18 protein-coding genes are annotated in these 23,420 nt (G+C 66.5%); 5 read left to right on the plus strand and 13 right to left on the minus strand.

Translation table 11 applies throughout. The features are described 5' to 3' along the window. The first annotated feature begins 70 nt into the window (after positions 1-70). Positions 71-2,419: a PEP/pyruvate-binding domain-containing protein gene (locus AU175_RS15360; protein WP_066291576.1), complete on the plus strand. Its 2,349-nt coding sequence runs from the start codon at positions 71-73 to the stop codon at positions 2,417-2,419. Here AU175_RS15360 and AU175_RS15365 read toward each other — a convergent pair. The 4 genes from AU175_RS15365 to AU175_RS15380 all read right to left on the minus strand — a co-directional run bounded on the left by AU175_RS15365 (position 2,410) and on the right by AU175_RS15380 (position 7,515). Then, positions 2,410-3,150, minus strand: coding sequence for a hypothetical protein (locus AU175_RS15365; protein ID WP_066291578.1), 741 nt, complete (start codon positions 3,148-3,150; stop codon positions 2,410-2,412). The genes AU175_RS15360 and AU175_RS15365 overlap by 10 nt on opposite strands. A 179-nt stretch (positions 3,151-3,329) precedes the next feature. Further along, the gene (gene glpK / locus AU175_RS15370; protein ID WP_066294213.1) at positions 3,330-4,844 is read right to left on the minus strand and encodes a glycerol kinase GlpK; all 1,515 of its coding nucleotides are present in this window, start codon (positions 4,842-4,844) and stop codon (positions 3,330-3,332) included. Positions 4,845-4,896: 52 nt separating this feature from the next. Further along, complete coding sequence (locus AU175_RS15375; protein ID WP_066291581.1) at positions 4,897-5,646, minus strand: MIP/aquaporin family protein; 750 nt, start codon at positions 5,644-5,646, stop codon at positions 4,897-4,899. A gap of 93 nt (positions 5,647-5,739) precedes the next feature. Further along, positions 5,740-7,515, minus strand: coding sequence for a glycerol-3-phosphate dehydrogenase/oxidase (locus AU175_RS15380; protein ID WP_066291585.1), 1,776 nt, complete (start codon positions 7,513-7,515; stop codon positions 5,740-5,742). 160 nt (positions 7,516-7,675) lie between these two features. Between AU175_RS15380 and AU175_RS15385 the strand changes: the two genes are divergently transcribed. Genes AU175_RS15385 through AU175_RS15400 form a run of 4 tightly spaced genes read left to right on the plus strand, consistent with a single transcriptional unit; the run spans position 7,676 to position 11,593 of the window. Beyond that, positions 7,676-8,638, plus strand: coding sequence for a sugar-binding transcriptional regulator (locus AU175_RS15385; RefSeq protein WP_066291588.1), 963 nt, complete (start codon positions 7,676-7,678; stop codon positions 8,636-8,638). A 35-nt stretch (positions 8,639-8,673) separates the two neighbouring features. Then, on the plus strand, positions 8,674-9,555 hold the full coding sequence (locus AU175_RS15390; protein WP_066291590.1) for an aldo/keto reductase: 882 nt from the start codon (positions 8,674-8,676) through the stop codon (positions 9,553-9,555). A gap of 11 nt (positions 9,556-9,566) precedes the next feature. Beyond that, complete coding sequence (locus tag AU175_RS15395; protein ID WP_066291592.1) at positions 9,567-10,496, plus strand: alpha/beta fold hydrolase; 930 nt, start codon at positions 9,567-9,569, stop codon at positions 10,494-10,496. Beyond that, positions 10,493-11,593 carry a glycosyltransferase family 4 protein gene (locus tag AU175_RS15400; protein ID WP_066291595.1) on the plus strand — a complete coding sequence of 367 codons (1,101 nt, stop codon included), beginning with the start codon at positions 10,493-10,495 and terminating at the stop codon, positions 11,591-11,593. Before AU175_RS15395 ends, AU175_RS15400 begins: the two co-directional genes overlap by 4 nt. On the opposite strand, the gene AU175_RS15405 is transcribed toward AU175_RS15400, so the two are convergent. The 9 genes from AU175_RS15405 to carA form a co-directional block, all read right to left on the minus strand. Then, a complete protein-coding gene (locus AU175_RS15405) occupies positions 11,590-13,812 on the minus strand; it encodes a primosomal protein N' (protein WP_066294215.1) in 2,223 nt (740 codons plus the stop codon). The two genes, AU175_RS15400 and AU175_RS15405, sit on opposite strands and share 4 nt — an antisense overlap. A gap of 152 nt (positions 13,813-13,964) precedes the next feature. Continuing rightward, the gene (metK, locus tag AU175_RS15410) at positions 13,965-15,200 is read right to left on the minus strand and encodes a methionine adenosyltransferase (RefSeq protein ID WP_066291598.1); all 1,236 of its coding nucleotides are present in this window, start codon (positions 15,198-15,200) and stop codon (positions 13,965-13,967) included. Positions 15,201-15,275: 75 nt separating this feature from the next. Beyond that, positions 15,276-16,520, minus strand: coding sequence for a bifunctional phosphopantothenoylcysteine decarboxylase/phosphopantothenate--cysteine ligase CoaBC (gene coaBC / locus AU175_RS15415; protein WP_066291602.1), 1,245 nt, complete (start codon positions 16,518-16,520; stop codon positions 15,276-15,278). A 31-nt stretch (positions 16,521-16,551) separates the two neighbouring features. Next, positions 16,552-16,812, minus strand: coding sequence for a DNA-directed RNA polymerase subunit omega (gene rpoZ, locus AU175_RS15420; protein ID WP_066291604.1), 261 nt, complete (start codon positions 16,810-16,812; stop codon positions 16,552-16,554). Positions 16,813-16,851: 39 nt separating this feature from the next. Next, entirely contained in the window at positions 16,852-17,424 is a 573-nt protein-coding gene (gene gmk, locus AU175_RS15425) for a guanylate kinase (protein ID WP_066291607.1), read from the minus strand. 46 nt (positions 17,425-17,470) lie between these two features. Beyond that, entirely contained in the window at positions 17,471-17,788 is a 318-nt protein-coding gene (mihF, locus tag AU175_RS15430) for an integration host factor, actinobacterial type (protein ID WP_197497156.1), read from the minus strand. Positions 17,789-17,873: 85 nt separating this feature from the next. Continuing rightward, positions 17,874-18,770: an orotidine-5'-phosphate decarboxylase gene (gene pyrF / locus AU175_RS15435; RefSeq protein WP_066294220.1), complete on the minus strand. Its 897-nt coding sequence runs from the start codon at positions 18,768-18,770 to the stop codon at positions 17,874-17,876. Beyond that, positions 18,763-22,092: a carbamoyl-phosphate synthase large subunit gene (gene carB, locus AU175_RS15440; protein ID WP_066291610.1), complete on the minus strand. Its 3,330-nt coding sequence runs from the start codon at positions 22,090-22,092 to the stop codon at positions 18,763-18,765. The genes pyrF and carB overlap by 8 nt, the downstream gene beginning before the upstream one ends. After that, on the minus strand, positions 22,092-23,417 hold the full coding sequence (carA, locus tag AU175_RS15445; RefSeq protein ID WP_442855323.1) for a glutamine-hydrolyzing carbamoyl-phosphate synthase small subunit: 1,326 nt from the start codon (positions 23,415-23,417) through the stop codon (positions 22,092-22,094). Before carA ends, carB begins: the two co-directional genes overlap by 1 nt. Positions 23,418-23,420: the final 3 nt, after the last annotated feature.

Genomic DNA, 23,420 nt, shown 5'->3' on the forward strand with positions numbered 1-23,420 from the left:
ACCACGGAGCGACGCCGCTGTGCCTGTCGCCTACCCGTCGTGGCCGGCCGTGAATAGACTGAAGTCCGCTGTGCAACAACGGACCGGACCGGTGACCCTGGTGAGTGAAAACATCGCGTTTCCCCCTCTCGGCCACCCTGCCGCGCTGTCCAGGGAGGCCGTCGGCAGCAAGGCTGCGGCGCTTTCCGCCCTGGTGGCTGCAGGTTTTCCGGTTCCGGCAGGATTTGTGGTCACTGCGGCTGCTCTTGGCGCCGTCACAGCGCAACGCGTGATCGAAGGCCTTCAGGCGGCAGCCGCCGCTGCCGGCCCTGGCCCGTATGCGGTGAGGTCCTCGGCCGCTGCGGAAGACCTGCCCGGCGCATCCTTCGCGGGCATGTACGAGAGTTACCTGAACGTGTCGGCGGCTGACCTGCCCGGGGCGGTGGAACGATGCCGTCAATCCGCCAAAGCCGACCGCATCCGGGCCTACCAGGCCTCCCTGCGGACGGACGCCGGCGAAGGACCAGGGACGCACGACGGCGCCACTGCAGGTGCCGGGGCCGGCATGGCGGTCCTGGTTCAGCAGATGGTGGACCCTGCCGCCGCCGGGGTCGCCTTGACGGCCAACCCGCTGACCGGGGACCGCAGCGAAACCATCATTTCCGCGGTTCCGGGCCTCGCCGAAGGCCTCGTGTCCGGGGTGGAGACGGGCGAGGAGTGGGTTGTGCGGGCGGGACGGCCCGCCCTGACCCGCGGCGCGGCCGGAGTCCTTTCCAAGGAAAGCGCGGCGGCGGTGGCCGCCATTGCGGAGCAGGTCGCCGTGCACTTCGGCTGCCCCCAGGACATCGAATGGGCAGTTGACCATGCCGGTATGGTGCGGATTCTCCAGTCCCGGCCGATGACCGCCCTGCCCGAGCCGGTGAGCTGGGAACCGCCGGGAAAGGGCACCTGGCTTCGAAACTTCCGCCTGGGCGAATGGCTGCCCGAACCGGTCACGCCGCTGTTCATGGATTGGGTGATACCGCGGATAGATGCCGCCTACAACGAGGCTGTCTTCGCATCGGCCGGCATCTCCGTGGCCATGGGGCACGGGCAGGTCAACGGCTGGTACTACGTTTCCCCGCCGAGTCCCCGGGCACTCCCGCACCTGCTGTTCGGCGGCAAACCGCGGTCACTGCCGTACTTCTTCAACTCCGTGGTGCGGCCCATGTTCGACCCCGTAGGCGCAGACCGGCGGGTGCTGCGTGAGCTCGAGCACGAATGGCGCACTGAATGCCTGCCCTCATACCGGACCCTGGTGGAGTCCTCGCTGGGTGTCGCCGGAACGGCTACCCTGCCCGAACTGCTGGATATCGTGGAGCGGGTGGCGCGGAAGGCCGGCGAGTACCTGTGGTTCTTCGCGGCCACCGGCGGTGCTGCCTGGAAAATGGAGATGGTACTGGCACGGTTCTGGCGCCGGCATATTGCCGGTGCGCCCGCCGGCCGGGCCGCGCCGGGGGAACTGGAGGTGACCGGATACCAAACACTTCTGGGCGGCCTGGCTCCTGCCCTCCCTGCACGCGTTCCGCACGCTGTCTACAGCATCGACTGGTACCACAGGACGGCAGGTGAGCAACCCGGCACGGCCGTCACGGAGCGGGCCAGCTTGCCTCAGCCCCCGCCCGTGGTGCCTGCCACTCAACGGCGCCGGGCGGCTGAGGCGGCGTGCCGTGCGGTGCTGACGCGAACGCGCCAGCTGCACAGGTTTGACAACCTCCTCAGCGTGGCCCAGCACTACGCCCTGCTCCGCGAGGAGCAGGCGAGGGACTTCACGCTGGGCTGGCCACTGCTGCGCCGGTGTGCCACCGAAATTGGCACCCGCCTCCGGGACGGCGGAATCATCGCCGACCCCGCGGACGTCTACTTCCTGACCTTCGACGCCCTGCGCCTGGACGCGCCGCCGCAGCAGGAAGACGTAGCCCGGCGCCGCAAGGAATGGGCACGGCAGCGGAAGCTCTCAGCCCCGCTGCAACTGGGAAAGCTGCCGCCGGTGCTGGGGAACATGTTCGACCAAATCGCCAACAGCGCCCGCAGCACCAGGGACGTGCCGGCAGGTGCCCTGGTGGGGCATCCGGCCAGTCCGGGACGGGCTGAGGGCCGCGTGCGCGTGGTGGACGGCCCCGAGGGATTCTCCCGGTTCCTGCCGGGCGAGATCCTGGTGGCCAAAGCCACGGCGCCGGCATGGACCCCGCTGTTTGCCGTCGCTGCCGCCGTCGTGACGGACGGCGGCAACCTGGCCGCACACGCTTCCCTGGTGGCCCGAGAGTACGGTATCCCCGCCGTGGTAGGCACCGGCAACGCCACCACCGTCCTCCGGACAGGGCAGCTGGTTACTGTCGACGGCAACGCCGGGACTGTCGAAGTGGGCGGCCTTTCCGATCAACGGGGTTCTCACGCGTAGGCCAGGCTGAGCATCAGGGCCTTCAGCTGGGCGTACTGCTCTGTAGCCATCCATGCCAGCGCTGCTTCCCTGCCTGCGAAGGCCGGCTGGGGCGGGGTGTTGAAGATGACACTGGTGATGGAGGCACCGTTTCCCATGGTCAGAATGTCACAGCCCGACGACGTTTCGCCTTCTTCCAGGTACCGCGGTTGCCTGACCGTCATGCTGTACCAGTCCTGCCCCCCGACGCTCTCCACAACGAACCCGAACTCCGGCACGGTGCCCTCCGCATCACGCATTGCGGGGACAGCGGACCTGTCCAGCACGGTGCGGTGGGCCGGCCCGACGGTGCACCCGATGCCGTCGGCCCCGCTCGAGACGCGGAGGAGGTCGTCGCCTGTACTGTCCGAGACGATCGCTTCGGCGGGTTGCCAAGGCGGGCCATCGCGCCCGGGACCGCGCTGGATCCTGACTGACCAGTCCTCCGGGTAGGAGAAGGAGATGTGCCCGTCCGGGAAGGTGAAGACTTTCCGGGCCGGCGCAACAGGCTCCTCGGCGGGGCCTGTTGCGTCAGGAACAGCCGGCGTGGATACCGCGGCAGTCGCAGACACGGCAGGTGACGGATCCGCACTGGCCTGGAGTGTTGACGCCGGCGGCGCGCTCCCCGTCGCGGCGCCGGGTCCCGGCTGGGACCCGCAGGCGGACAGAGCCACACTTGCGGTCAGAAGGTAAAGGATAACTGCTGTGCTCATTCGGAAGCGGCTGGACCCCATACGTGTTATTCCCCCTGAAAAGCCTGCTGGCCGGCTGATGCCGGCTCACCCCTATAGTTTCCGGCATCGGTGCAAAGGTTACGCCCAGCCCGAAGCCGTGTCCGGTCGGGATAGCAACGGGGGCGCCGGTGAGCCGGCACAAAAAGGGGAGGACGTGTCTACTTCACGTCCTCGTCCACCCAGTCCATGGACTTGGTCACGGCCTTCCGCCACAGGCGAAGCTGGCGGTCCGCCTCGGTCTGGTCCAGCTGGGGTTCCCAGCGCTTGTCCTCGGACCAGTTGGCCGACAGCTCGCCGAGGTCCTTCCAGAACCCGACGGCAAGGCCAGCGGCGTAGGCGGCACCCAGGGCAGTGGTTTCGACAACCTCTGGCCGGATCACCGGGACGCCCAGGATGTCCGCCTGGAACTGCATCAGCGAATCATTGGCGACCATGCCGCCGTCGACCTTCAGCTCGGTGAGCGGAACGCCGGAGTCCGCGTTGACGGCGTCCAGTACTTCGCGCGTCTGGAAGGCGGTGGCCTCCAGCGCTGCACGGGCGATGTGGTTCCTGTTGACGAAACGGGTCAGCCCAACGATGGCGCCGCGCGCATCCGGGCGCCAATACGGTGCGAAGAGTCCCGAGAATGCCGGAACAATGTAGACACCGCCGTTGTCCTTGACCGAGGCGGCCAGGGTTTCTACCTCGGGAGCGCTGCTGATCATGCCCAGGTTGTCGCGCAGCCACTGGATCAGGGAACCGGTGACGGCAATGGAGCCTTCCAGGGCATAGTGCGGGGCGGCATTCCCCAGCTTGTAGCCCACGGTGGTCAGGAGGCCGTTCTTGGAGTGGACGATTTCCTCGCCGGTGTTGAAGATGAGGAAGCAGCCGGTGCCGTAGGTGTTTTTGGCTTCACCGGTCTGGAACGCGGCCTGGCCGAACGTGGCTGCCTGCTGGTCCCCCAGGATCCCGGCCACCGGGACCTCGCGCAGGAGCTGCGAGGTATGGACGGCACCGTAGACCTCGGAGGAGGACCTGATCTCCGGCATCATGCTCAGCGGGACCCCGAAGATCCCCAGGATCTCCTCGTCCCAGGTCAGCGTCTCGAGGTCCATGAACAGCGTGCGCGAGGCGTTGGTGACGTCCGTGACGTGCACGCCGCCGTCAACGCCGCCGGTCAGGTTCCAGAGAACCCAGGCATCGGTATTGCCGAAAACCAGGTCGCCGGCTTCGGCCTTGGCACGCGCGCCGTCGACATTGTCCAGGATCCACTTGATCTTGGTGCCGGAGAAATAGGTGGCCAGCGGCAGGCCCACCTTCTGCTTGAACCGTTCCGGTCCGCCGTCCCGGGAGAGCTCAGCCACGATGTCCTGGGTGCGGGTGTCCTGCCAGACGATCGCGTTGTACACGGCTTCACCCGTTGTTTTGTCCCACACAACGGCGGTTTCGCGCTGGTTGGTGATTCCGACGGCGGCAATGTCGTGCCGCGTCAGGTTTGCCTTGGAGAGGGCGGAGGCGATGACCTCCCGGGTGTTGTTCCAGATCTCGGCAGGGTTGTGCTCCACCCAGCCGGCCTGCGGGAAAATCTGTTCGTGCTCCATCTGGCCCGAGGACACGATGGTTCCGCTGTGGTCAAAGATGATGGCCCGGGAACTGGTGGTGCCCTGGTCGATGGCGATTACGTACTGGTCCATAATGACGTCCTTGTCTGTATGCAGGTTGATGGCTGAGGTCATGGCTGAATGGTCAGGAAGCGGCAAAGATGATGATCGGAGCGACCCTGGCGACGATACCGCCCAGCGCACCGCCCACCAGGGGTCCTACTACCGGAATCCACGAGTAGGCCCAGTCGCTGGTTCCCTTTCCCCGGATGGGCAGCAGCGCGTGGGCAATACGTGGACCGAGATCACGCGCGGGGTTGATGGCGTAGCCGGTGGGCCCACCCAGTGAAACACCGATGCCCACCACCAGCAGGGCCACTGCCAGTGGTCCCAGGCCCGAGGGTGTTCCGCCGAAGGAGAGGATCACAAAAACCAGGACAAAAGTTCCGATGATTTCGGTGACCAGGTTCCACGGCGTGGAGCGGATGGCGGGACCGGTGGAGAAAACGCCCAGCCTGCTGGCGGCCTCGGGCTCGGCGTCGAAGTGCTGCTTGTAGGCGGCCCAGCAGATCACCGCGCCGAGGAATGCCCCGAGCAGCTCCCCGCCGAAGTAGGTCAGGGTGGAAGCAAAATCAACCGGGACGTCCGGCGCATACTGCCGTTTGCCTTCAACCAGGATCCCGAGAGTGACGGCTGGATTGAGGTGCGCGCCGGACTTAGCGGCAACGAACACACCCGCGAAGACGGCGATGCCCCACCCCCAGGTCACCATCAGGAACCCGCCGCTGTTGCCTTTGGTGCCCCGCAGGGCAACGTTGGCCACGACGCCGCAACCCAGCAGGGTGAGCATCGCCGTTCCGAAGACTTCGGAAAGAAAAACAATTCCAAGAGACATCTTTGACTCCACTTTCTGTTGCCGGTCCCTCGCAGGTTGAAGGACCGCGGAGCCGGGGGCACTTTGGTGCCCCGGCTTTCGGCCGGGACCTGCCTAGGCGACCAGGCTGTGTACCTGCACGCGGTGGAAACGTTCCAGCACGTCCTGGGCTGCATGGATCTCTGCTGCCCTGGCTGCCGCATCCCAGCCCAGCGGGCCGGCCAGCACGTCCGCCGCCTCATGAAGCAGTTCGCCCGTCACCAGGCCGCGGAAGGCCAGGGACGTGCGGCGGATGAGGACATCCGCAAGGTGCCCAACCTGCTCATTGGCGGCCATGAACTCCAGTTCGCGGACGCTGAGCTCGTGGGTGGAGTGCAGGAGCCGGTCCGGGCCCGCGTCGAGGTAGCGGATGACGTCCTCTGCGCGGGTGCCGTAACGCGTCAGCAGGACCGCGGTCCTGGCGGCGTCACGGCCGGCGGACATGTGGGCCTTGATCCATTTCTGGACCCCCGCCTCGTCTTCCGGGAAGCCTGCTCCGCCCCCGATGGCGAGCTTCGCCGTCGAAACTTTCCGTTCCATGCCCAGTTCGGCAAGCACGTCATTGGTCATGTGCTCGGCCAGCGCACGGAACGTCGTCCACTTGCCGCCAACCAGGGAGAGGACGACGGCGCCTGCCGCGCCTTCGCGCCGTTCGATCCGGTAGTCCCGCGAGACAAATCCGGGCTGGGTTGCGTCGTGCCGGGGCAGCGGACGGACGCCGGAGAATGTGTACACGATCTGCCCGCGGTCAACCGGGATGCCGGGGAAGACATGGCCTATGAGCTCAAGGAAGTACTCGATTTCCTCGTCGGTGCACACCGCGTCCTCGCCCATGTCGGCGTACACGTCGGTGGTTCCCACCAGGACCCTGTCCCCCATCGGGTAGATCAGGACGATCCGGCCGTCAGTGTGTTCGAAGAAGATTTCGCGGCCATTGCACGCTTCGAGGAGCCCAGGGTGGTCCAGGACGATGTGGGAGCCCTTGGTGCCGCCCATGAAGCGGGAGGCAGCGCCCATTGCTTCGTTGGTCAGGTCCACCCATGCCCCGGTGGTGTTCACGATGACGTCAGCGGTGAAGTCAAACATCTCGCCGGTAAGTTCATCGCGAAGCTGGACGGTGCCGCCTGCAGCAGGGCTGCCCTTGCCCGGAGCCGCCCCGGCTGTCATCGACTGGAGCGAGAGATGGTTGCTGGCCCGGGCTGTCGAGTCTGCGGGGCCTGCACCGGCCAGCCCGGCCTTTTCGCCGTCCTGGAGCACGTCGAGGGTGAGCCGCTCCGGGTTGTGAACCGAGGCGTCGAAGTACGTGGCCGCGTATTTGATGCCTGGGTGGAGGTGAGGCAGTTCGGCCAGTGCACGCTTGCGGCCCCGGAACTGGTGGCGGGGAACAGCGCCGCCGTCGCGGGAGAACGAGTCGTAGAGACTGAGCCCCAGCTTGATGAGGAACGCGCCGCGTTCCTTGGGCTGGCCCTGCTGCTTGTGCGTGAGGAAGCGCAGGGGTGCGGACAGCACGCCGGAGAACGTGCTGAAGATCGGGATCGTGGTCTGGAGGGGTTTTACGTAGTGCGGTGCGATGCGCAGCAGGCGGTTGCGTTCCGCTACGGATTCCCGGACCAGGCGGAATTCTCCGTTTTCCAGGTAGCGGATGCCGCCGTGGATCATGTGCGAGGAGGCCCCGCTGGCGCCCTGGCAGTAGTCGCCGCGTTCCACCAGGGCAACGTCAACCCCCTGAAGGGCAAGGTCGCGGAACGTGCCTGCGCCGTTGATACCGCCGCCGATGATCAACACTTTGGCCCGCGGACGCTGCCGCAGGGCCTGGACTGAAGAACGGGTTCCCCTGCCAGGTGAAGGCAAAACTCCGCTACGGCCGAATAAATGCGTGGTTCCCAAAACGACTCCCTGGGGGTTGGTTCTGTGCGGCCGCCAGCCGGCGCCTCGCAGGTCTCCAACTATTCTTTGAATTGATGGAAAATAGAGTCAACCTCCATGCACAAACGTGCAGAACGGATTTCGAATGTCACCCTCACGCCACTCCGACGCCCTGCGTGCTGCACAGATGTACTATCTGCAGGACCTCACCATGGACGCCATCGCACGGGAGCTCCGCACCTCCCGTTCCACGGTTTCCCGTCTCCTGTCTTCGGCCCGGGACTCGGGGCTGGTACAGATCCAGATCCGCAATCCGATGGATACGGGCCCGGAATTGGAAGGAATCATCCGGGACGAGTACAACCTGGACGTGCACGTTGTCCCGGTCCTGGAAACACTGAATGAGGCTGAGACCCTGGAGCGGGTGGCTATGCAGGCCGCACGGACCATCGGGCCCCTGGTGGATTCCAACGCCATCATCGGGGTGGCCTGGGGGTCAACGCTGAGCGCAGTCAGCAGGCACCTGACCCGCAAGATCACCCACGACAGCGTCATCGTCCAGCTCAACGGGGCCGGAAACATGCACACCACGGGCATCACGTACGCCAGTGACATCATGCGCCGCTTCGGCAGTGCCTACGGGGCGCGCGTTGAGCAGTTCCCGGTGCCCGCGTTTTTTGACCACGCTGCGACCAAGACCGCCATGTGGAATGAACGCAGCGTGCAAAGGATCCTCAAGCTCCAGTCGAGGATGAGCATCGCCATCTTTGGCGTGGGTTCAGTGGACGCAGACTATCCCAGCCATGTTTACGCTGGCGGCTACCTGGACGAAAGCGACCTCAAAAGCCTTGCGGGCTCGGATGTTGTGGGCGACGTCGCCACCGTCTTTTTCCGCGGCGACGGGTCCTCCGACGGCATTGTCCTGAACGAGCGGTCAACTGGACCGGCGCTCGCGGAACTCAAGCAGGTCAGGCGCCGCATCTGTGTGGTGTCCGGGGCGTCCAAGATCAACGGGCTTCGGGGGGCACTGACGGCGGGGCTGGCGACGGACCTGATCCTCGATGAGGCAACCGCGCGCCGCCTGGTGAGTTTCGACGGAGCAGCCTGACGGAGTCCGTGTACAGAATGGGTAGAGTCGTTGCTATGAAAACCTCACCCCGGCTCAGCCTGAACAACGGCGTGCTGATCGACCAGTTGGGATTCGGGCTGTACAAGGTTCCGGTGCTGGAGGCGGCCGGCCTCGTGGCCACGGCCCTCGGCTGCGGATACCGCCATGTCGACACAGCGGCCATGTACGGGAACGAAACCGGGGTAGCCCGCGGGATGAGTTCGCTCTTCGGCTACGACGGCGGAATCGGGACGGGAACCGGCGGTTCGGGGGAGGCGGCGCCCGCGTTGGCCCGCGAAGACGTCTTCGTCACCACAAAGGTCTGGAACGATGACCAGGGCTACGACTCCACCCTGCGGGCGTTCGATAACTCAATGGTGAACCTTGGCCTGGACTACGTGGACATGTACCTGATCCACTGGCCCTGCGCCCGGCGCGGGCTGTTCACGGACACCTACCGCGCCCTGGAAACCCTGTACCGCGAAGGCAAAGTGCGCGCCATCGGTGTCTGCAACTTCCAGCCCTCCCACCTGGACCGGCTCCTGCAGACGGCGGAAGTGGTACCGGCCGTCAACCAGATCGAACTGCATCCGTGGCTCCAGCAGGCTGAACTTCGCAAAAAGCACGAGGAGTTGGGGATCCGGACGGAAGCCTGGAGCCCCTTGGGGCGCGGACAGGTCCTGGCGGATCCGGTCGTCCTGGCGTGTGCCGCTGAACATGGCGTGACCGCGGCGCAGGTCATCTTGCGATGGCACATCCAGCTGGGCAACATCGCCATCCCCAAGGCGAGTTCGGAGGCCCGCATCCGCGAGAACCTGGATGTCTTCCACTTTGCACTTTCGGACCGGGACATGGGTGCGCTTGCCGAACTTGACCGGGGACACCGCACCGGGTCCCATCCCGACAACGTCAACTAGGACCGAGGGCCATGAAAACAGCTGACTCCCCGCCTCCCGCCACGCAGTCCTACTTCAGCCGGGAACTCGCAGCCCGGACCCGGGCCTCCGACATTGAGCTCAATGGAGCCACGGTGGCTTACTGGACCTACGAGCCGGTCCAGGTGACGCCGGACACGCGGACCATTTTGGTGATCCACGGCTTCCGCGGCGATCACCACGGCCTGCTCAGGGTTGCGGACCAGCTGCCTGGAATGCGGATCATCATGCCCGACCTCCCTGGCTTTGGCAGCTCCGATGCCTTCGCCTCGGGACCGCATTCCATAGAGCATTACGGCACCTTCATCACCGACTTCATGGCCGCCCTGGAGCTCGGCCCGGACACCGTACTGCTGGGCCATTCGTTCGGGTCCATCGTTGCCGCGCACTTTGTGGCAGCCCACCCCGGTGCAGTCTCCCCGCTCATCTTAATCAACCCGATCGCCGCACCGGCGCTGGAAGGGCCAAAGGGGATCATGACCAAACTCGCCGTGCTCTACTACCGGCTCGCAGCCCGGCTCCCGCGCAGGCTGGGGCTTGCGCTGCTTCGCAGCCCGCTGATCGTCCGCGTGATGAGTGAGGCCATGGCAAAAACGCCTGACAAGGAGCTGCGCCGGTTCATCCACGGCCAGCACCATGCCTACTTCAGCGCCTTCGCCGACCGCGACAGCCTCCTGGAATCCTTCACCGCCTCCGTCAGCGGGCACGTAGCCGAGGTGGCACCTCAGCTGAACCTGCCGGTCCTGCTCATCGCGGGCGAAAAGGACGAAATCGCGATGCTGCCCGACCAGCACCGGCTCGCCGCGCTTCTGCCGGACGGGACGCTTAAGGTGATCCCCGGCGTCGGGCACCTGATCCACTACGAAACGCCCGCGCCTGCCGCCGGCCACATCGTCAGCTTCCTTAAGGACCATCCCGCGTGAAAATAATCGTCGATGCCCGCTTCACCCGGACCGACCACCACGACGGAATCAGCCGCTACGGCGCCAGCCTGATAGCGGCAACATCAAAGATCGCCGACGTGTCCATGCTTATCAGCGACCCCCGGCAGCTCGCCCTGCTCCCCGACGTTCCCTACACGCTGATCAACAGCCCGCTCTCCCCCACGGAACTCTTCGTGGCGCGCAGGATCAACCCGCTCGGCGCGGACGTGGTGGTATGTCCCATGCAGACCATGGGCACCTGGGGCCGGAGCTACGGGCTGGTCCTGACCCTGCATGACCTCATCTACTACGAGCACCCCGCACCTCCCGCGTTCCTGCCCGCCCCGATACGGGTTCTTTGGCGTCTGTACCACAAGGCGTTCTGGCCACAGCGGCTCCTGCTCAACAGGGCAGACATCGTGGCCACCATCAGCAGCACCACCGAGGCGCTGATGGCCAAACACCGGCTCACCAGCCGCCCCGTCCGGATCATCAGCAACGCGCCCCAACCTGACCAGGAACCGCGCGACGAGGCCGCCGGGGCCGAGCGCTCGCTCGTCTACATGGGCTCCTTCATGCCTTACAAGAACGTGGAAACCATGGTGGCCGGCATGGCCGAACTGCCGGACTTCACCCTGCATCTGCTGAGCAGGATCACCCCGCAGCGCAGGGCCGAGCTGGAAATTATGGTTCCCCCGGGTGCCAAAGTGGTGTTCCACAACGGCGTAACCGACGACGAGTACGCCACCTTGCTCAAGCGCGCCACTGCACTGGTGAGCCTCTCCCGGGCCGAGGGCTATGGGCTGCCCCTCGTGGAGGCCATGGCGCTGGGGACGCCGGTCATTGCCAGCGACATCCCCATCTTCCGCGAAGTGGGCGGCGACGCCGCGTCCTACGTAGACCCTGGCTCAGCCTCAGGCTTTGCTGCCGCCGTGAAGGAACTCGGCAACGATGACCACTGGCAGGAGGTGTCGCGCCAGTCCGTCGCGCGGGCCGCGGAGTTCAGCTGGGATGAATCCGCCAGGCAGCTGGTTGACGTGGCGCATGACATCAAGGTGATGCGATCACGCCTGAAACGGCCGACCTTTCCAACCTAAAGGACGTCCACGCCGTCAAGGCGGAGCTGGACTGGTTCCTCGCTCCTTTTGGCCGCTGCGGCGGCACGGGCGGCACGAAGGACCCGGGTCACCGTCGCCGCCTGCCCGTAGGGGAAGAACAGCAGTGTGCGGACGTCCTCGCCAACGCGCTGCGGGCCGGCTGCGCCCACCAGCAGGACCGGCGCCGGTCCTGCCGTCCGGAGCGCCACTCCGGCTGCTTCCAGCTGCTTTTCGACACCCGCGGTGAAATGCACGACGGCGGTGCGCGGGCCGGTGACGGATGCGATCCGTACCGCCGGGGGCAACTGGAGTTCCACCCGCAGCGCCAGTTCGCGCTGGGCATAGCCGGCGGGATCCCAGCGCAGCAAAGCTCCCACCGCCGCCGTATCCGCTGCAGTGATCACCACGAGGCCACCTTCGGAGGCCGGTCGCACCAGGGCTGCCGCATTGAACCAGCGCCGGACCGTGTCCTCCCCCGCACGGAGGTTTTCGCGGCGGAGCAAGGAGTCGCCGTCGAGGAGCAGTGCCGCGGCGTACCCGCCGTCCGCCACCGGCTCGGCTCCCACCGTGGCGACCACCAGGGCTTTCGCGTTGCCAACCTCCGTCTTGACGTGGTCCCCGGAGGAGGTGACCACCGCCTTGCCGGGGAACGCCCTGCCCAATTCCTCGGCCGTCCGCATTACGCCGGTGGCGCCTTTTCGAAGCCGGCGTCCGCCGCAGTGGCTGCAGTGCCAGTCCGGGGCAGGGGTGGAGCACCAGCGGCACTGGGGCATGGCGGCGCTCCCGCTGGCACCGGCGACGGCCAAGGGCCCCTGGCACGATCCGCAGCGCGCTGCTTCGCGGCAGGTTTCGCAGGCCAGCGACGGTGCGTAGCCGGCACGTGCCACCTGGACCAGGACAGGGCCGCGTTCCAGGCCGTCCTTGGCGGCGCGCCAGGCCGCACCGGGCAGCCGCGCGATCCGGGCCAGCGGGTCTCGTTCCTGTTCAAAGCTGTCAGCCGTGTTCAGCACCCTGGGCACGGTGGAGCGTATGGCAGTGCGTTCGGCGTCCACGGGCGTGGCCCAGCCGGTTTCCACCAGCCGCTGCACTTCGGTGCTGCGGGTGTGGGCCGCCATCAGGCAGGCAGTGCCCTCCTGGCCGGCGCGCAGCAGCAGGACATCGCGGGTATGCGCGTAGGGGGCACGCTGCTCGATATGAAGGTCATTGCCATCGTCCCAGCAGGCCACGAGGCCAAGATCGCGGACAGGCGCGAACGCTGCCGACCTGGTGCCTATGGCCACCCGCGCGGAACCGTCCAGCACACGCAGGAAGTTCCGGTACCGCGGCGTGGGGCCGTCATCGGCGGTCAGGCGCGCGATGTCGCCGACAGGCAAGAGCACTGCCAGCGCCTGTTCGAGCCGGTCCAGGTCCCGGTGGTCGGGAACCACTACGACGGCACCACGGCCGGACGCACGGACGGCGGCGACTGCTTCCGCGACCAGTCGGGGCCATGCCGCCCGCCCGAAGCCCTGGAGCGGGCTGAACACCGCGTGCGGGGAACCGCCGTCCTTCAGGTGCCGGAGAAAGGCTTCGCCGTTGCGGTAGGCATCCCACCCGGCGGACCCTGCGGACCCAGCCGTGCCAGCGGCCGTGCCGGCGGAGGCAGCAGCCGTGCCGCGTGTGGGGCGGGCAGCTGTGTCAGCGCCGGTGGGTTCGGCGGTTTCGGACGCCGGCCGGGCAGCCTCCGGGACTGTTGCCCCAGCCCCGGAGGGCCGGGCCAGGAACTCCTTTTCAAGCCTGGCGACGCGCGGCGGAACCGCGGCGCGCAGCACATCGCTGACGGTCCCCGCATAACGGGCGGCAACGGCGGAGGCCAGATCCCGGACAGCCGGCGTGAGGACCGGCACCGGGGAAATGACCTTGTGCAGCGGGACCAGGATATGGCCGGCGTCGGATTCCGCCGCGCGTTCCATGATGAAGCCGCCCAGTTCCTGGCCATTGAACTTGACCTTGACCCGCACGCCGGCCTGGGCAGCATCATCGAGATCGGCAGGGACGCTGTAGTCAAACGGGCGGTCCAGGTGGGGAAGCGGCGATTCCACCAGCACCCTGGCGACCGGGAGGCGTGCTGCCAGCGGAGGCCCGGCCTGCGGCGTGCGTGGCGGGAATCCCTGGAGCAGGGACATCTGCACGGCAGCAGGGACGTCAGGCTCTGCCTGGACAGCCTTGTCTGATGCCATGGCGGCTACCCCTTCAGCATCCGGCGGCGGGTCAGGACGGTTATTCCCGGGCATTCACACCGGGAGTTCCTGACTGGACACAACCAGCCAACCACCTGGTCCTGACATTTTCGGCCGGGCCCCAGGCAGACGGACTGGGTGGGTGATGAACGCTACGCGTTGAAGAAAGCCTTCAGGTCGTCCACCCGGTCCAAACGCTCCCACGTGAAGTCGGGATCGTCACGACCGAAGTGGCCGTGGGCCGCGGTCTTGGCGTAGATGGGTCGCTTGAGGTCCAGGGCGTCGATGATGGCCCGCGGGCGGAGGTCGAAGATCTCGGCGATGGCGGCGCTGATCCGTGCCGGGTCCACGGTTTCGGTGCCGAAGGTTTCGACATAGGTGCCCACGGGGCGCGCCTGGCCGATGGCGTACGCAATTTGTATTTCGGCGCGCTTGGCCAGGCCGGCAGCCACCACGTTCTTGGCGACCCAGCGCATGGCGTAGGCAGCCGAGCGGTCCACCTTGGACGGATCCTTGCCCGAGAAGGCGCCGCCGCCGTGGCGGGCCATGCCGCCGTAGGTGTCAACAATGATCTTGCGTCCGGTCAGGCCGGCATCGCCTACGGGTCCGCCGATGACAAACTCGCCGGCGGGGTTCAGGATGTTGGCTGCCCGCGAGATGTCCAGGTTGGCGGCGGCCAGCACCGGGTTGATCACAAAGGAGGCGAGGTCGGCCCGGAGACGGTCCAGGCTGGTTCCTTCGGCGTGCTGGCTGGAAATGACCACGGTTTCCACGGAAACCGGCGCGTCCTTGTCGTAGCCGACAGTGACCTGGGTCTTGCCGTCAGGCCGGAGGTAGGAGAGCTCGCCGGACTTGCGCACCTCGGTGAGGCGTTCGGAAAGGCGGTGCGCGAGCCAGATCGGCGTCGGCATGTAGGACGCTGTTTCGTCGCTCGCGTACCCGAACATCAGGCCCTGGTCACCGGCGCCCTGGAGGTCGTAGTCATCCTCCTGGCGGCCCTCACGTGCTTCCAGGGAGTTGAACACCCCGCCGGCGATGTCGTTGGACTGCTGCCCGATCGAGACGGACACACCGCAGCGGGCGCCGTCAAAGCCGTTGGCCGAGGAATCGTAACCGATGCCCAGGATGGTCTCCCGGACGATCTGCGGGATCTCCACATACGCGTCGGTGGTGACTTCCCCGGCAACGTGGACCAGGCCCGTGGTGGCCATGGTTTCGACGGCGACGCGGGACTCCGGGTCCGCAGCCAGCAGGGCGTCCAGGATCGCGTCGCTGATCTGGTCGCAGATCTTGTCCGGGTGGCCTTCAGTCACCGACTCGGAGGTGAAGAGGCGGAGCGCGGAGGGCGTGGCCACGTGGGTGTGGGGAATGTGCAGCGGTAAAGTCACTCAACTACCTTACTGGTTGGGAATCGGACGCCCGGCAGCGTGTGTCCCCGTGCTAAGGAAACGTGCCGTGTTCCGTCAGGCGCGGGGCGAAACGTGGTTCAGCTCATAGCCGATCCGGTTGATGACGGCGGCCGAGACTTCGGTTTTCGATCCGGAAGCTTCTTGGGGTTCGGAGCCGGAACGCGACAGGATGACCACGGCGTTGGTGTCCTGTCCAAACACTTTGTCCGTGCCCACATGGTTAACCACCAGGAGATCGCAGCCCTTTCGCCTGAGCTTCGCTTCGGCGTACGCCAGGACATCAGCCTCGCCGTCACCGGTCTCGGCGGCGAAACCCACGATGAGCTGGCTGCGGCGGACCTGGTCTTCGGCCGCGTCCCGTACTTCCACCAGTTCCTGCAGGATGTCGGGATTGCGGACCAGCGAGATGACGGGGTCGGCGGCGTCGTCGCGCTTCTTGATTTTTGTGCCGGAAATCTCGGCTGGACGGAAGTCGGCCACAGCCGCGGCCATAATCACGACGTCGGAATCGGCTGCCGCCGCCAGCGCGGCTTCCCGAAGCTGCAGGGCAGTCTCAACCGCCACGACCTCGACTCCGGCGGGCGGGGGAACTTCCATATGTGCGGCCAGCAGCCGGACGGAGGCCCCGGCGTTCCGGGCGGCGACGGCGAGGGCGACGCCCTGCTTGCCGGATGAACGGTTGCCCAAAAACCGCACCGGGTCCAGGGGTTCCCGGGTGCCGCCTGCGCTGATGGTGACAGTCTTCCCCGCGAGCGGGAGCTGATAGTCGGACCTGCCCTGGGTCAGGGCTATGGCGGCGTCGAAGATGGCTTCCGGCTCGGGCAGGCGTCCGGGGCCTGAGTCGGAACCGGTGAGCCGTCCGGTGGCGGGCTCCAGCACGGCGGCGCCCCGCCCCCTGAGGGTTTCCACGTTGGCGCGGGTTGCGGCGTGTTGCCACATCTCCGTGTGCATGGCCGGGGCAAAGAGCACCGGGCCCCTGGCCATCAGGAGGGTGTTGGTCAGGAGGTCGTTGGCCTGCCCTGTCGCGGCACGGGCCAGCAGGTCCGCGGTGGCCGGTGCCACCACGATCAGGTCGGCTTCATGGCCCAGCCGGACATGGTTGACCTGGTGGACGTCGTCGAAGACGCTGTTGCTGACGGGATGCCCGGACAGGGCCTCCCACGTTGCAACTCCCACAAAGCGGGTGGCCGCTTCGGTGGGAATCACCGTGACGTCATGGCCGGCTTCAGTAAAAAGCCGGAGGAGCGATGCCACCTTGTAGGCGGCAATCCCTCCCCCGACTCCGAGGACTATGCGCACGTGACCTCCGTCAACAGGCAGTCTGTGTAACTTACTCTGTGGCTTCGATTGGCGTCGAAACGAGCTTGCCTTCGTTGATCTCGCGCAGGGCGATGGACAGCGACTTCTCGTTCAGCTTGGTGTCGACCAGCGGGCCGACGTACTCGAACAGGCCCTCGTGCAGCTGGGCGTAGTAAGCGTTGATCTGACGTGCACGCTTGGCACCGAAGATCACCAGGCCGTACTTGGAGTCGGCTGCCTCAAGCAGCGAGTCGATCGGCGGGTTGATGATGCCTTCAAGGTTCGTGGACACGAATTCTCCAAATTCTAACGGGCCGACTGCTACCTGCTGCTAGTGCGGGTGCGGTGTCAGCCCCATGAGTGAAACAAGCTCGTCCGCTGCCCGGCGAACGTCATCATTGATGACGGTGTGGTCAAACTCCGGTTCAGCGGCAAGTTCTAGTTTAGCGGTTTCCAGCCTCTGCTGCTGTTCCTCCGCCGTTTCGGTGCCCCGGCCTACCAGCCGGCGCACCATTTCGTCCCAGCTCGGCGGCGCGAGGAAGACGAATTGGGCGTCCGGGACCGCCGCCTTGACCTGCCGGGCGCCCTGCAGGTCAATCTCCAGCAGGACGGACCTGCCGTCGGCGATGGCTTCCTTGACGGTGCTCTTCAGGGTGCCGTAGGTGTTCTGGCCGTGGACTACGGCCCACTCCAGGAACTCCCCGGCGGCCACGAGTGACTCGAACTCTTCCTTTGACTTGAAGAAGTAGTGGATGCCGTCCTGCTCACCCGGCCGCGGAGCCCGGGTAGTGGCCGAAACGGAAAGCCAGACTTCGGGGTAGTTATCCCGGATGTAGGTGGACACGGTGCCTTTGCCAACAGCCGTCGGACCTGCGAGGACTGTCAGTCCCGGTTTCTTGCTCACGTATTCCTTTGCGGCTTCGGTTCGGATGGGCGGACCGTGGCACGCCCTACTTCTCGTCTATAAAATCTACCAGCGCCTGGCGCTGGTGAACGCCCAGCCCCCGGACCCGCCGTGAAGCGGCGATTCCCAACTGCTCCATGATGGCCGCAGCCCGTACCTTGCCGATGCCGGGCAGCGCTTCCAACAGCTCTGCCACGCGCATCCTGGCCAGGGCGTCGTCACCGGCCGCCGAGCTGATGATGTCGGCAGCCGAAATCTCGCCGGTCTTGAGCCGCTCTTTCGCCGCTGCCCTGGCTGCCCTGGCAGCGGCTGCCTTCTGCAGCGCGTCCGCGCGTTCCGACGCGGATAACGGTCGCAGGCTCATGGAGGACACCCCCGGATTCGTCGGATGCATCCAAGGCGGCCGCCATTGGACTTGTCCTGAAACCTACCCCTTGGTGCCCCGCGAATCAATGGACCGACGCCCCCGGCGGCCTAGCCTTCCCGAAGCCGTCGAGCGTCCGCAGCGCGGCATCCCGGAGCCCCTGGAGGCCGGGGCCCGCGGCAAGGATGTCGCGGCTGGATGTTCCCAGCACCTGCGGGTACGCCGGGCCGAACGTCCGGCGGAGGTCGGCAGCAGTGGCACCCTGCGCCCCCAGTCCCGGCGCGAGGATGGGACCGCGGACGGCCTGCAGATCCAAGCGAAGGTCCGTCAGTGCGGAGCCCACGGTGGCGCCCACCACCAGTCCAACGGATCCCAGGGAGCCCCCGTAGCGGCGGTTTTCCGCTGCTGCCGCCTCCGTGATCCGCCGAGCCACGGAGTCGCCTCCGCCGATGTGCTGGACGGATGCCCCCTCCGGGTTGGACGTCAGGGCGAGGACAAACACACCGCGGCCGTATTCGGCCGCGAGGTCCAGCGCCGGGCGGAGGGACTCGAACCCGAGGTAGGGGCTGAGTGTCACGGAGTCGGCGGCCAGCAGTGACCCGTCCCGCAGCCAGGCGTCCGCATAGGCAGCCATGGTGGAGCCGATGTCGCCGCGCTTGGCATCAGCAATGGTGAGGACTGCTTCATCCCGGGCGGCGGCCAGGACTTCCTCGAGGACCGCCATCCCGGCCGAGCCGTGGCGTTCGTAGAGCGCCACCTGCGGCTTCACCGCGGCAGCGAGCGAACCCACAGCTTCCAGTACCGTCAGCGAAAAGCGCCGGAGCCCGGCGGCGTCGTCGTCCAGGCCCCAGCTCTTCAGGAGCGCAGGGTGCGGGTCAATGCCCACACACAGCGGGCCGCGGGCGGCCATTGCCGCCCCCAGCCGGGAGCCGAAGGACTCCCGGCCGGGGGCACCGGTCACATCGGATCCGGCGTCAGGCATTCCGGGCTGCCGCATTCTGCGAGGCGGCGTCCTGTGAAGCGGCCAGCGCTGCGGCGTGCTCCTGCAGGCTGGTGACGGACCACTCGTACGTGCGCATGGCTTCGATCGCCTGCACGGCGGCGTTGAATTCAGCCACCGTGGTGATGCAGGGAATGCCGATGGACGTGGCGGCTGCGCGGAGTTCGTAGCCGTCGCTGCGGGCTTCGCCGCCTGACGGGGTGTTGAACACCATGTCGATGTCGCCGGCGATGACGAGGTCAGCAATGGTGCCTTCGCCTTCGGCGCTGCTGCCTTCGGCGACCTTGCGTACCGGGGTGGCCTGGATGCCGTTGCGGCGCAGGACATCAGCCGTGCCGCCCGTGGAGACGATTTCGAAGCCGAGGTCGGAGAGCCGCTTGACGCCCATGATGACCGACCGCTTGTCCCGGTTGGCCACGGAGACAAAGATCTTGCCCTCGGTGGGCAGCGCGTTGTTGGCGGCTGCCTGGCTCTTGGCGAACGCGGTGTCGAAGTGCTTGTCGATGCCCATCACTTCACCGGTGGAACGCATCTCCGGGCCAAGCAGGGAGTCCACCACCTTGCCTTCGGGTGTGCGGAACCGGCTGAACGGCAGCACCGCTTCCTTGACGGACACGGGGGCATCCAGCGGCAGCGTGGAGCCGTCGCCCGTTTCCGGCAGCATCTTGTAGGCGCTGCGGAGCTGCCCGATGGTGACGCCGGTGCCGATCAGGGCGGCGGCTTTGGCCATCTGGACCCCGGTGGCCTTGGAGACAAAAGGCACCGTGCGGGATGCGCGGGGGTTTGCTTCCAGGACGTAGAGGACATCGGAGGCGAGGGCGAACTGGATGTTGATCAGGCCGCGCACACCCACGCCTTCGGCGATCGCGCGCGTTGCGGTGCGGACCCGATCCAGGACGTTGGTGCCCAGGGTGATGGGCGGCAGGACGCACGCGGAGTCACCGGAGTGGATGCCGGCTTCCTCGATGTGCTCCATGATGCCGCCCAGGTACATGTCGGTGCCGTCGAAGAGTGCGTCGACGTCGATTTCGACGGCGTCCTCCAGGAAGCGGTCGATCAGCACCGGGTGGTCCGGGGTGATCTCGGTGGCGTTGGCAATGTAGCGGGAGAGGTTGGCCTCGTCATAGACAATTTCCATGCCGCGGCCGCCCAGCACGTAGGACGGGCGGACCAGGACGGGGTAGCCGATCTCGTCAGCGATCTTCTTGGCGTCCTCGAATGACACGGCGGTGCCGTTCTTCGGGGAGACCAGGCCGGCCTTGTCCAGGACGCGGGAGAACGCGCCGCGGTGCTCGGCAAGGTCAATCGCTTCCGGGGAGGTGCCCAGGATGGGGACGCCGGCGTCGGCAAGCTGCTGGGCCAGCTTCAGCGGGGTCTGGCCGCCAAGCTGGACGAACACGCCCATGACGCCGCCGGTGCGTTCTTCGGCCGCGATGACTTCCAGTACGTCCTCGAGCGTCAGCGGCTCGAAGTACAGACGGGTGGAGACGTCGTAGTCGGTGGAGACGGTTTCCGGGTTGCAGTTGACCATCACGGTCTCGTAGCCGGCTTTGCGCAGCGCCATGGAGGCGTGGACGCACGAGTAGTCGAACTCGATGCCCTGGCCGATGCGGTTCGGGCCGGAACCGAGGATCAGGATGGAGGGCTTGGAGTGCAGGGCAACCTCGTCCTCCTCGTCGTAGGCCGAGTAGTGGTACGGCGTGTAGGCGGCGAACTCGGCGGCGCAGGTGTCCACCGTCTTGTAGACCGGACGGATCCCGAGCGCCTGGCGGACGCCGCGGACCACGGCCTCTGAGTTGTGCGTCAGGGCGCCGATCTGCTCGTCGGAGAAGCCGTGCCGCTTGGCACGCTTGAGCATCTCCACGGTCAGGGCACCGGCCTGGCGGATCTCGCGGGAGATCTCGTTCAGCAACTGGAGCTGGTCCAGGAACCACGGATCGATCTTGGTGGCCGCGTAGAGCTCCTCCACGGTGGCGCCGCCGAGCAGCGCGCGCTGGACCTGGTGCAGGCGCTCAGTGGTGGGGCGCTTGGCCTTTTCGATGAGCTCCGGGACTTCCCATTCGGGGACGGAGCTGAAGTCCAGCTGCGAACCCTTCTGCTCCAGGGAGCGGAGCGCCTTCTGCAGCGCCTCCGTGAAGTTGCGGCCCATGGCCATGGCCTCGCCCACGGACTTCATGGTGGTGGTGAGCGTGTTGTCCGCGGCCGGGAATTTCTCGAACGCGAACCGCGGAACCTTGACCACAACATAGTCCAGGGTGGGTTCGAAGGACGCGGGCGTCTTCTGCGTGATGTCGTTCGGGATCTCGTCCAGGGTGTAGCCCAGGGAGAGCTTGGTGGCGATCTTGGCGATGGCGAACCCGGTGGCCTTCGAGGCCAGCGCGGAGGAACGGGACACACGCGGGTTCATCTCGATGACCACCACGCGTCCGGTGTCCGGTTCGATGGCGAACTGGATGTTGCAGCCGCCGGTGTCGACGCCGACTTCGCGGATCACGGCGATGGAGATGTCCCGCAGCCGCTGGTATTCACGGTCGGTGAGGGTCAGTGCCGGCGCCACCGTGATGGAGTCGCCGGTGTGGACGCCCACGGGATCGAAGTTCTCGATGGAACAGACAACAACCACGTTGTCGTTCTTGTCCCGCATCATCTCGAGTTCGTATTCCTTCCAGCCCAGGATGCTCTCTTCGAGCAGCACCTCGGACGTGGGGCTGTACTGCAGGCCCTGGCCCACGATGCGGCGGAGGTCATCCTCGGTGTAGGCCAGGCCTGAACCCAGGCCGCCCATGGTGAAGGACGGGCGGACCACCATTGGGTAGCCCAGGTCTTCGGCGGCCTTGAGGGCCTCGTCCATGGTGTGGATGATGTGGCTGCGGGCGGATTCGGCCCCGCAGCGCTCCACGACTCCCTTGAACTTTTCCCGGTCCTCACCCAGCTCGATGGCGGCGATGTTCGCCCCGATGAGCTCCACGTTGTACTTCTCCAGCACACCGTTCTTGTCCAGCGCGATGGCTGTGTTCAGCGCGGTCTGGCCGCCCAGGGTGGGCAGGACGGCGTCCGGGCGTTCCTTGGCGATGATCTTCTCCACCACCTCCGGGGTGATGGGCTCGACGTAGGTGGCATCGGCGAACTCGGGGTCAGTCATGATGGTGGCGGGGTTCGAGTTCACCAGGATGACGCGGAGGCCCTCCTCCTTGAGGACACGAAGCGCCTGGGTGCCGGAGTAGTCGAATTCGGCGGCCTGGCCGATGACGATCGGGCCGGAACCGATGACCAGGACGCTCTTAAGGTCAGTTCTCTTAGGCATTACTTCTTGTCCTCAGTCTTGTTTTCGTTTTTGTCTTCTGCGCCTGTGTTCGGCCCGTCGGTGTTTGTTCCCTCTGCGGGGTGCTTTGCGTCAACGGGGTCCTTCGACAGGTTGGCGGTCCTGCCGTCGCGGGTGCCTTCCATGAGTTCGATGAAACGGTCGAACAGGTAGGCGGCGTCGTGCGGGCCGGCGGCCGCTTCCGGGTGGTACTGGACCGAGAACGCGGGAATGTCCAGGCACGCAAGTCCCTCCACGACGTCGTCGTTCAGGCTGACGTGGCTGACCTCGACGCGGCCGTAGCGTTCCTCGGGCGCCTGGGTGGCGCCGTCGAGCGGTGCATCCACGGCGAACCCATGGTTCTGGGAGGTGATTTCCACTTTGCCGGTGCGGCGGTCCATGACGGGCTGGTTGATGCCGCGGTGGCCGTAGCGCAGCTTATAGGTCCCGAAGCCCAGGGCGCGGCCCAGGATCTGGTTGCCGAAGCAGATGCCGAAGTAGGGCAGCTTCTCGTCCAGGACGGAGCGCAGGAGCTTGACCTGGGCATCGGCGGTGGCGGGGTCGCCGGGGCCGTTGGACATAAAGAAGCCGTCCGGGTTGACGGCCTTGACGTCCTCGAGGGTGGCGGTGGCGGGCAGGACGTGGACGCGGACGCCGCGTTCGGCGAAGCGGACAGGGGTCATGGCCTTGATGCCAAGGTCGATGGCGGCAATGCTGAACCGGGTGTCGCCGTCCCAGCCGTGGTCCTTGGGTTCCACGACGTAGGCCTCGTCGACGCTGACTTCCTCAGCCAGCCGGGCGCCTTCCATGGGGGCGCTGGCCAGCACCGCGGCCAGGAGTTCCTTCTCGGTGGCCAGGGCGGCGTCGCCGGAGAAGATGCCGGCGCGCATCGTCTTGTGCTCGCGCAGGTGGCGTGTGATGGCGCGGGTGTCCACGCCTTGGATGCCCACGATGCCCTGTTCTACGAGTTCCTCGTCCAGGCTGCGTTCGGAGCGCCAGTTGGAGGGGCGCCGGGCGGCATCGCGGACGATGTAGCCGGCCACCCAGATGCGGCGCGACTCTGCGTCTTCGCTGTTGACGCCGGTGTTGCCAATGTGCGGCGCGGTCTGCACCACGAGCTGCCGGGCGTAGGAGGGGTCAGTGATGGTTTCCTGGTAACCGGTCATGCCGGTGGCGAAGACTGCTTCACCCAGGGCGGTGCCGGTGGCGCCGTAACTGGTGCCGCGGAAGATGCGGCCGTCTTCAAGAACGAGCGCTGCCGGCGAGGTAGGGGTGGAAACTGCTGGAGTGGCGTCCACTTTTTCTGCTGTTACTTGTGTTTCTGTCACTGT

The sequence above is a fragment of the Arthrobacter sp. B6 genome, assembly GCF_001663775.1.
In the GTDB taxonomy this organism is placed as follows: domain Bacteria; phylum Actinomycetota; class Actinomycetes; order Actinomycetales; family Micrococcaceae; genus Arthrobacter.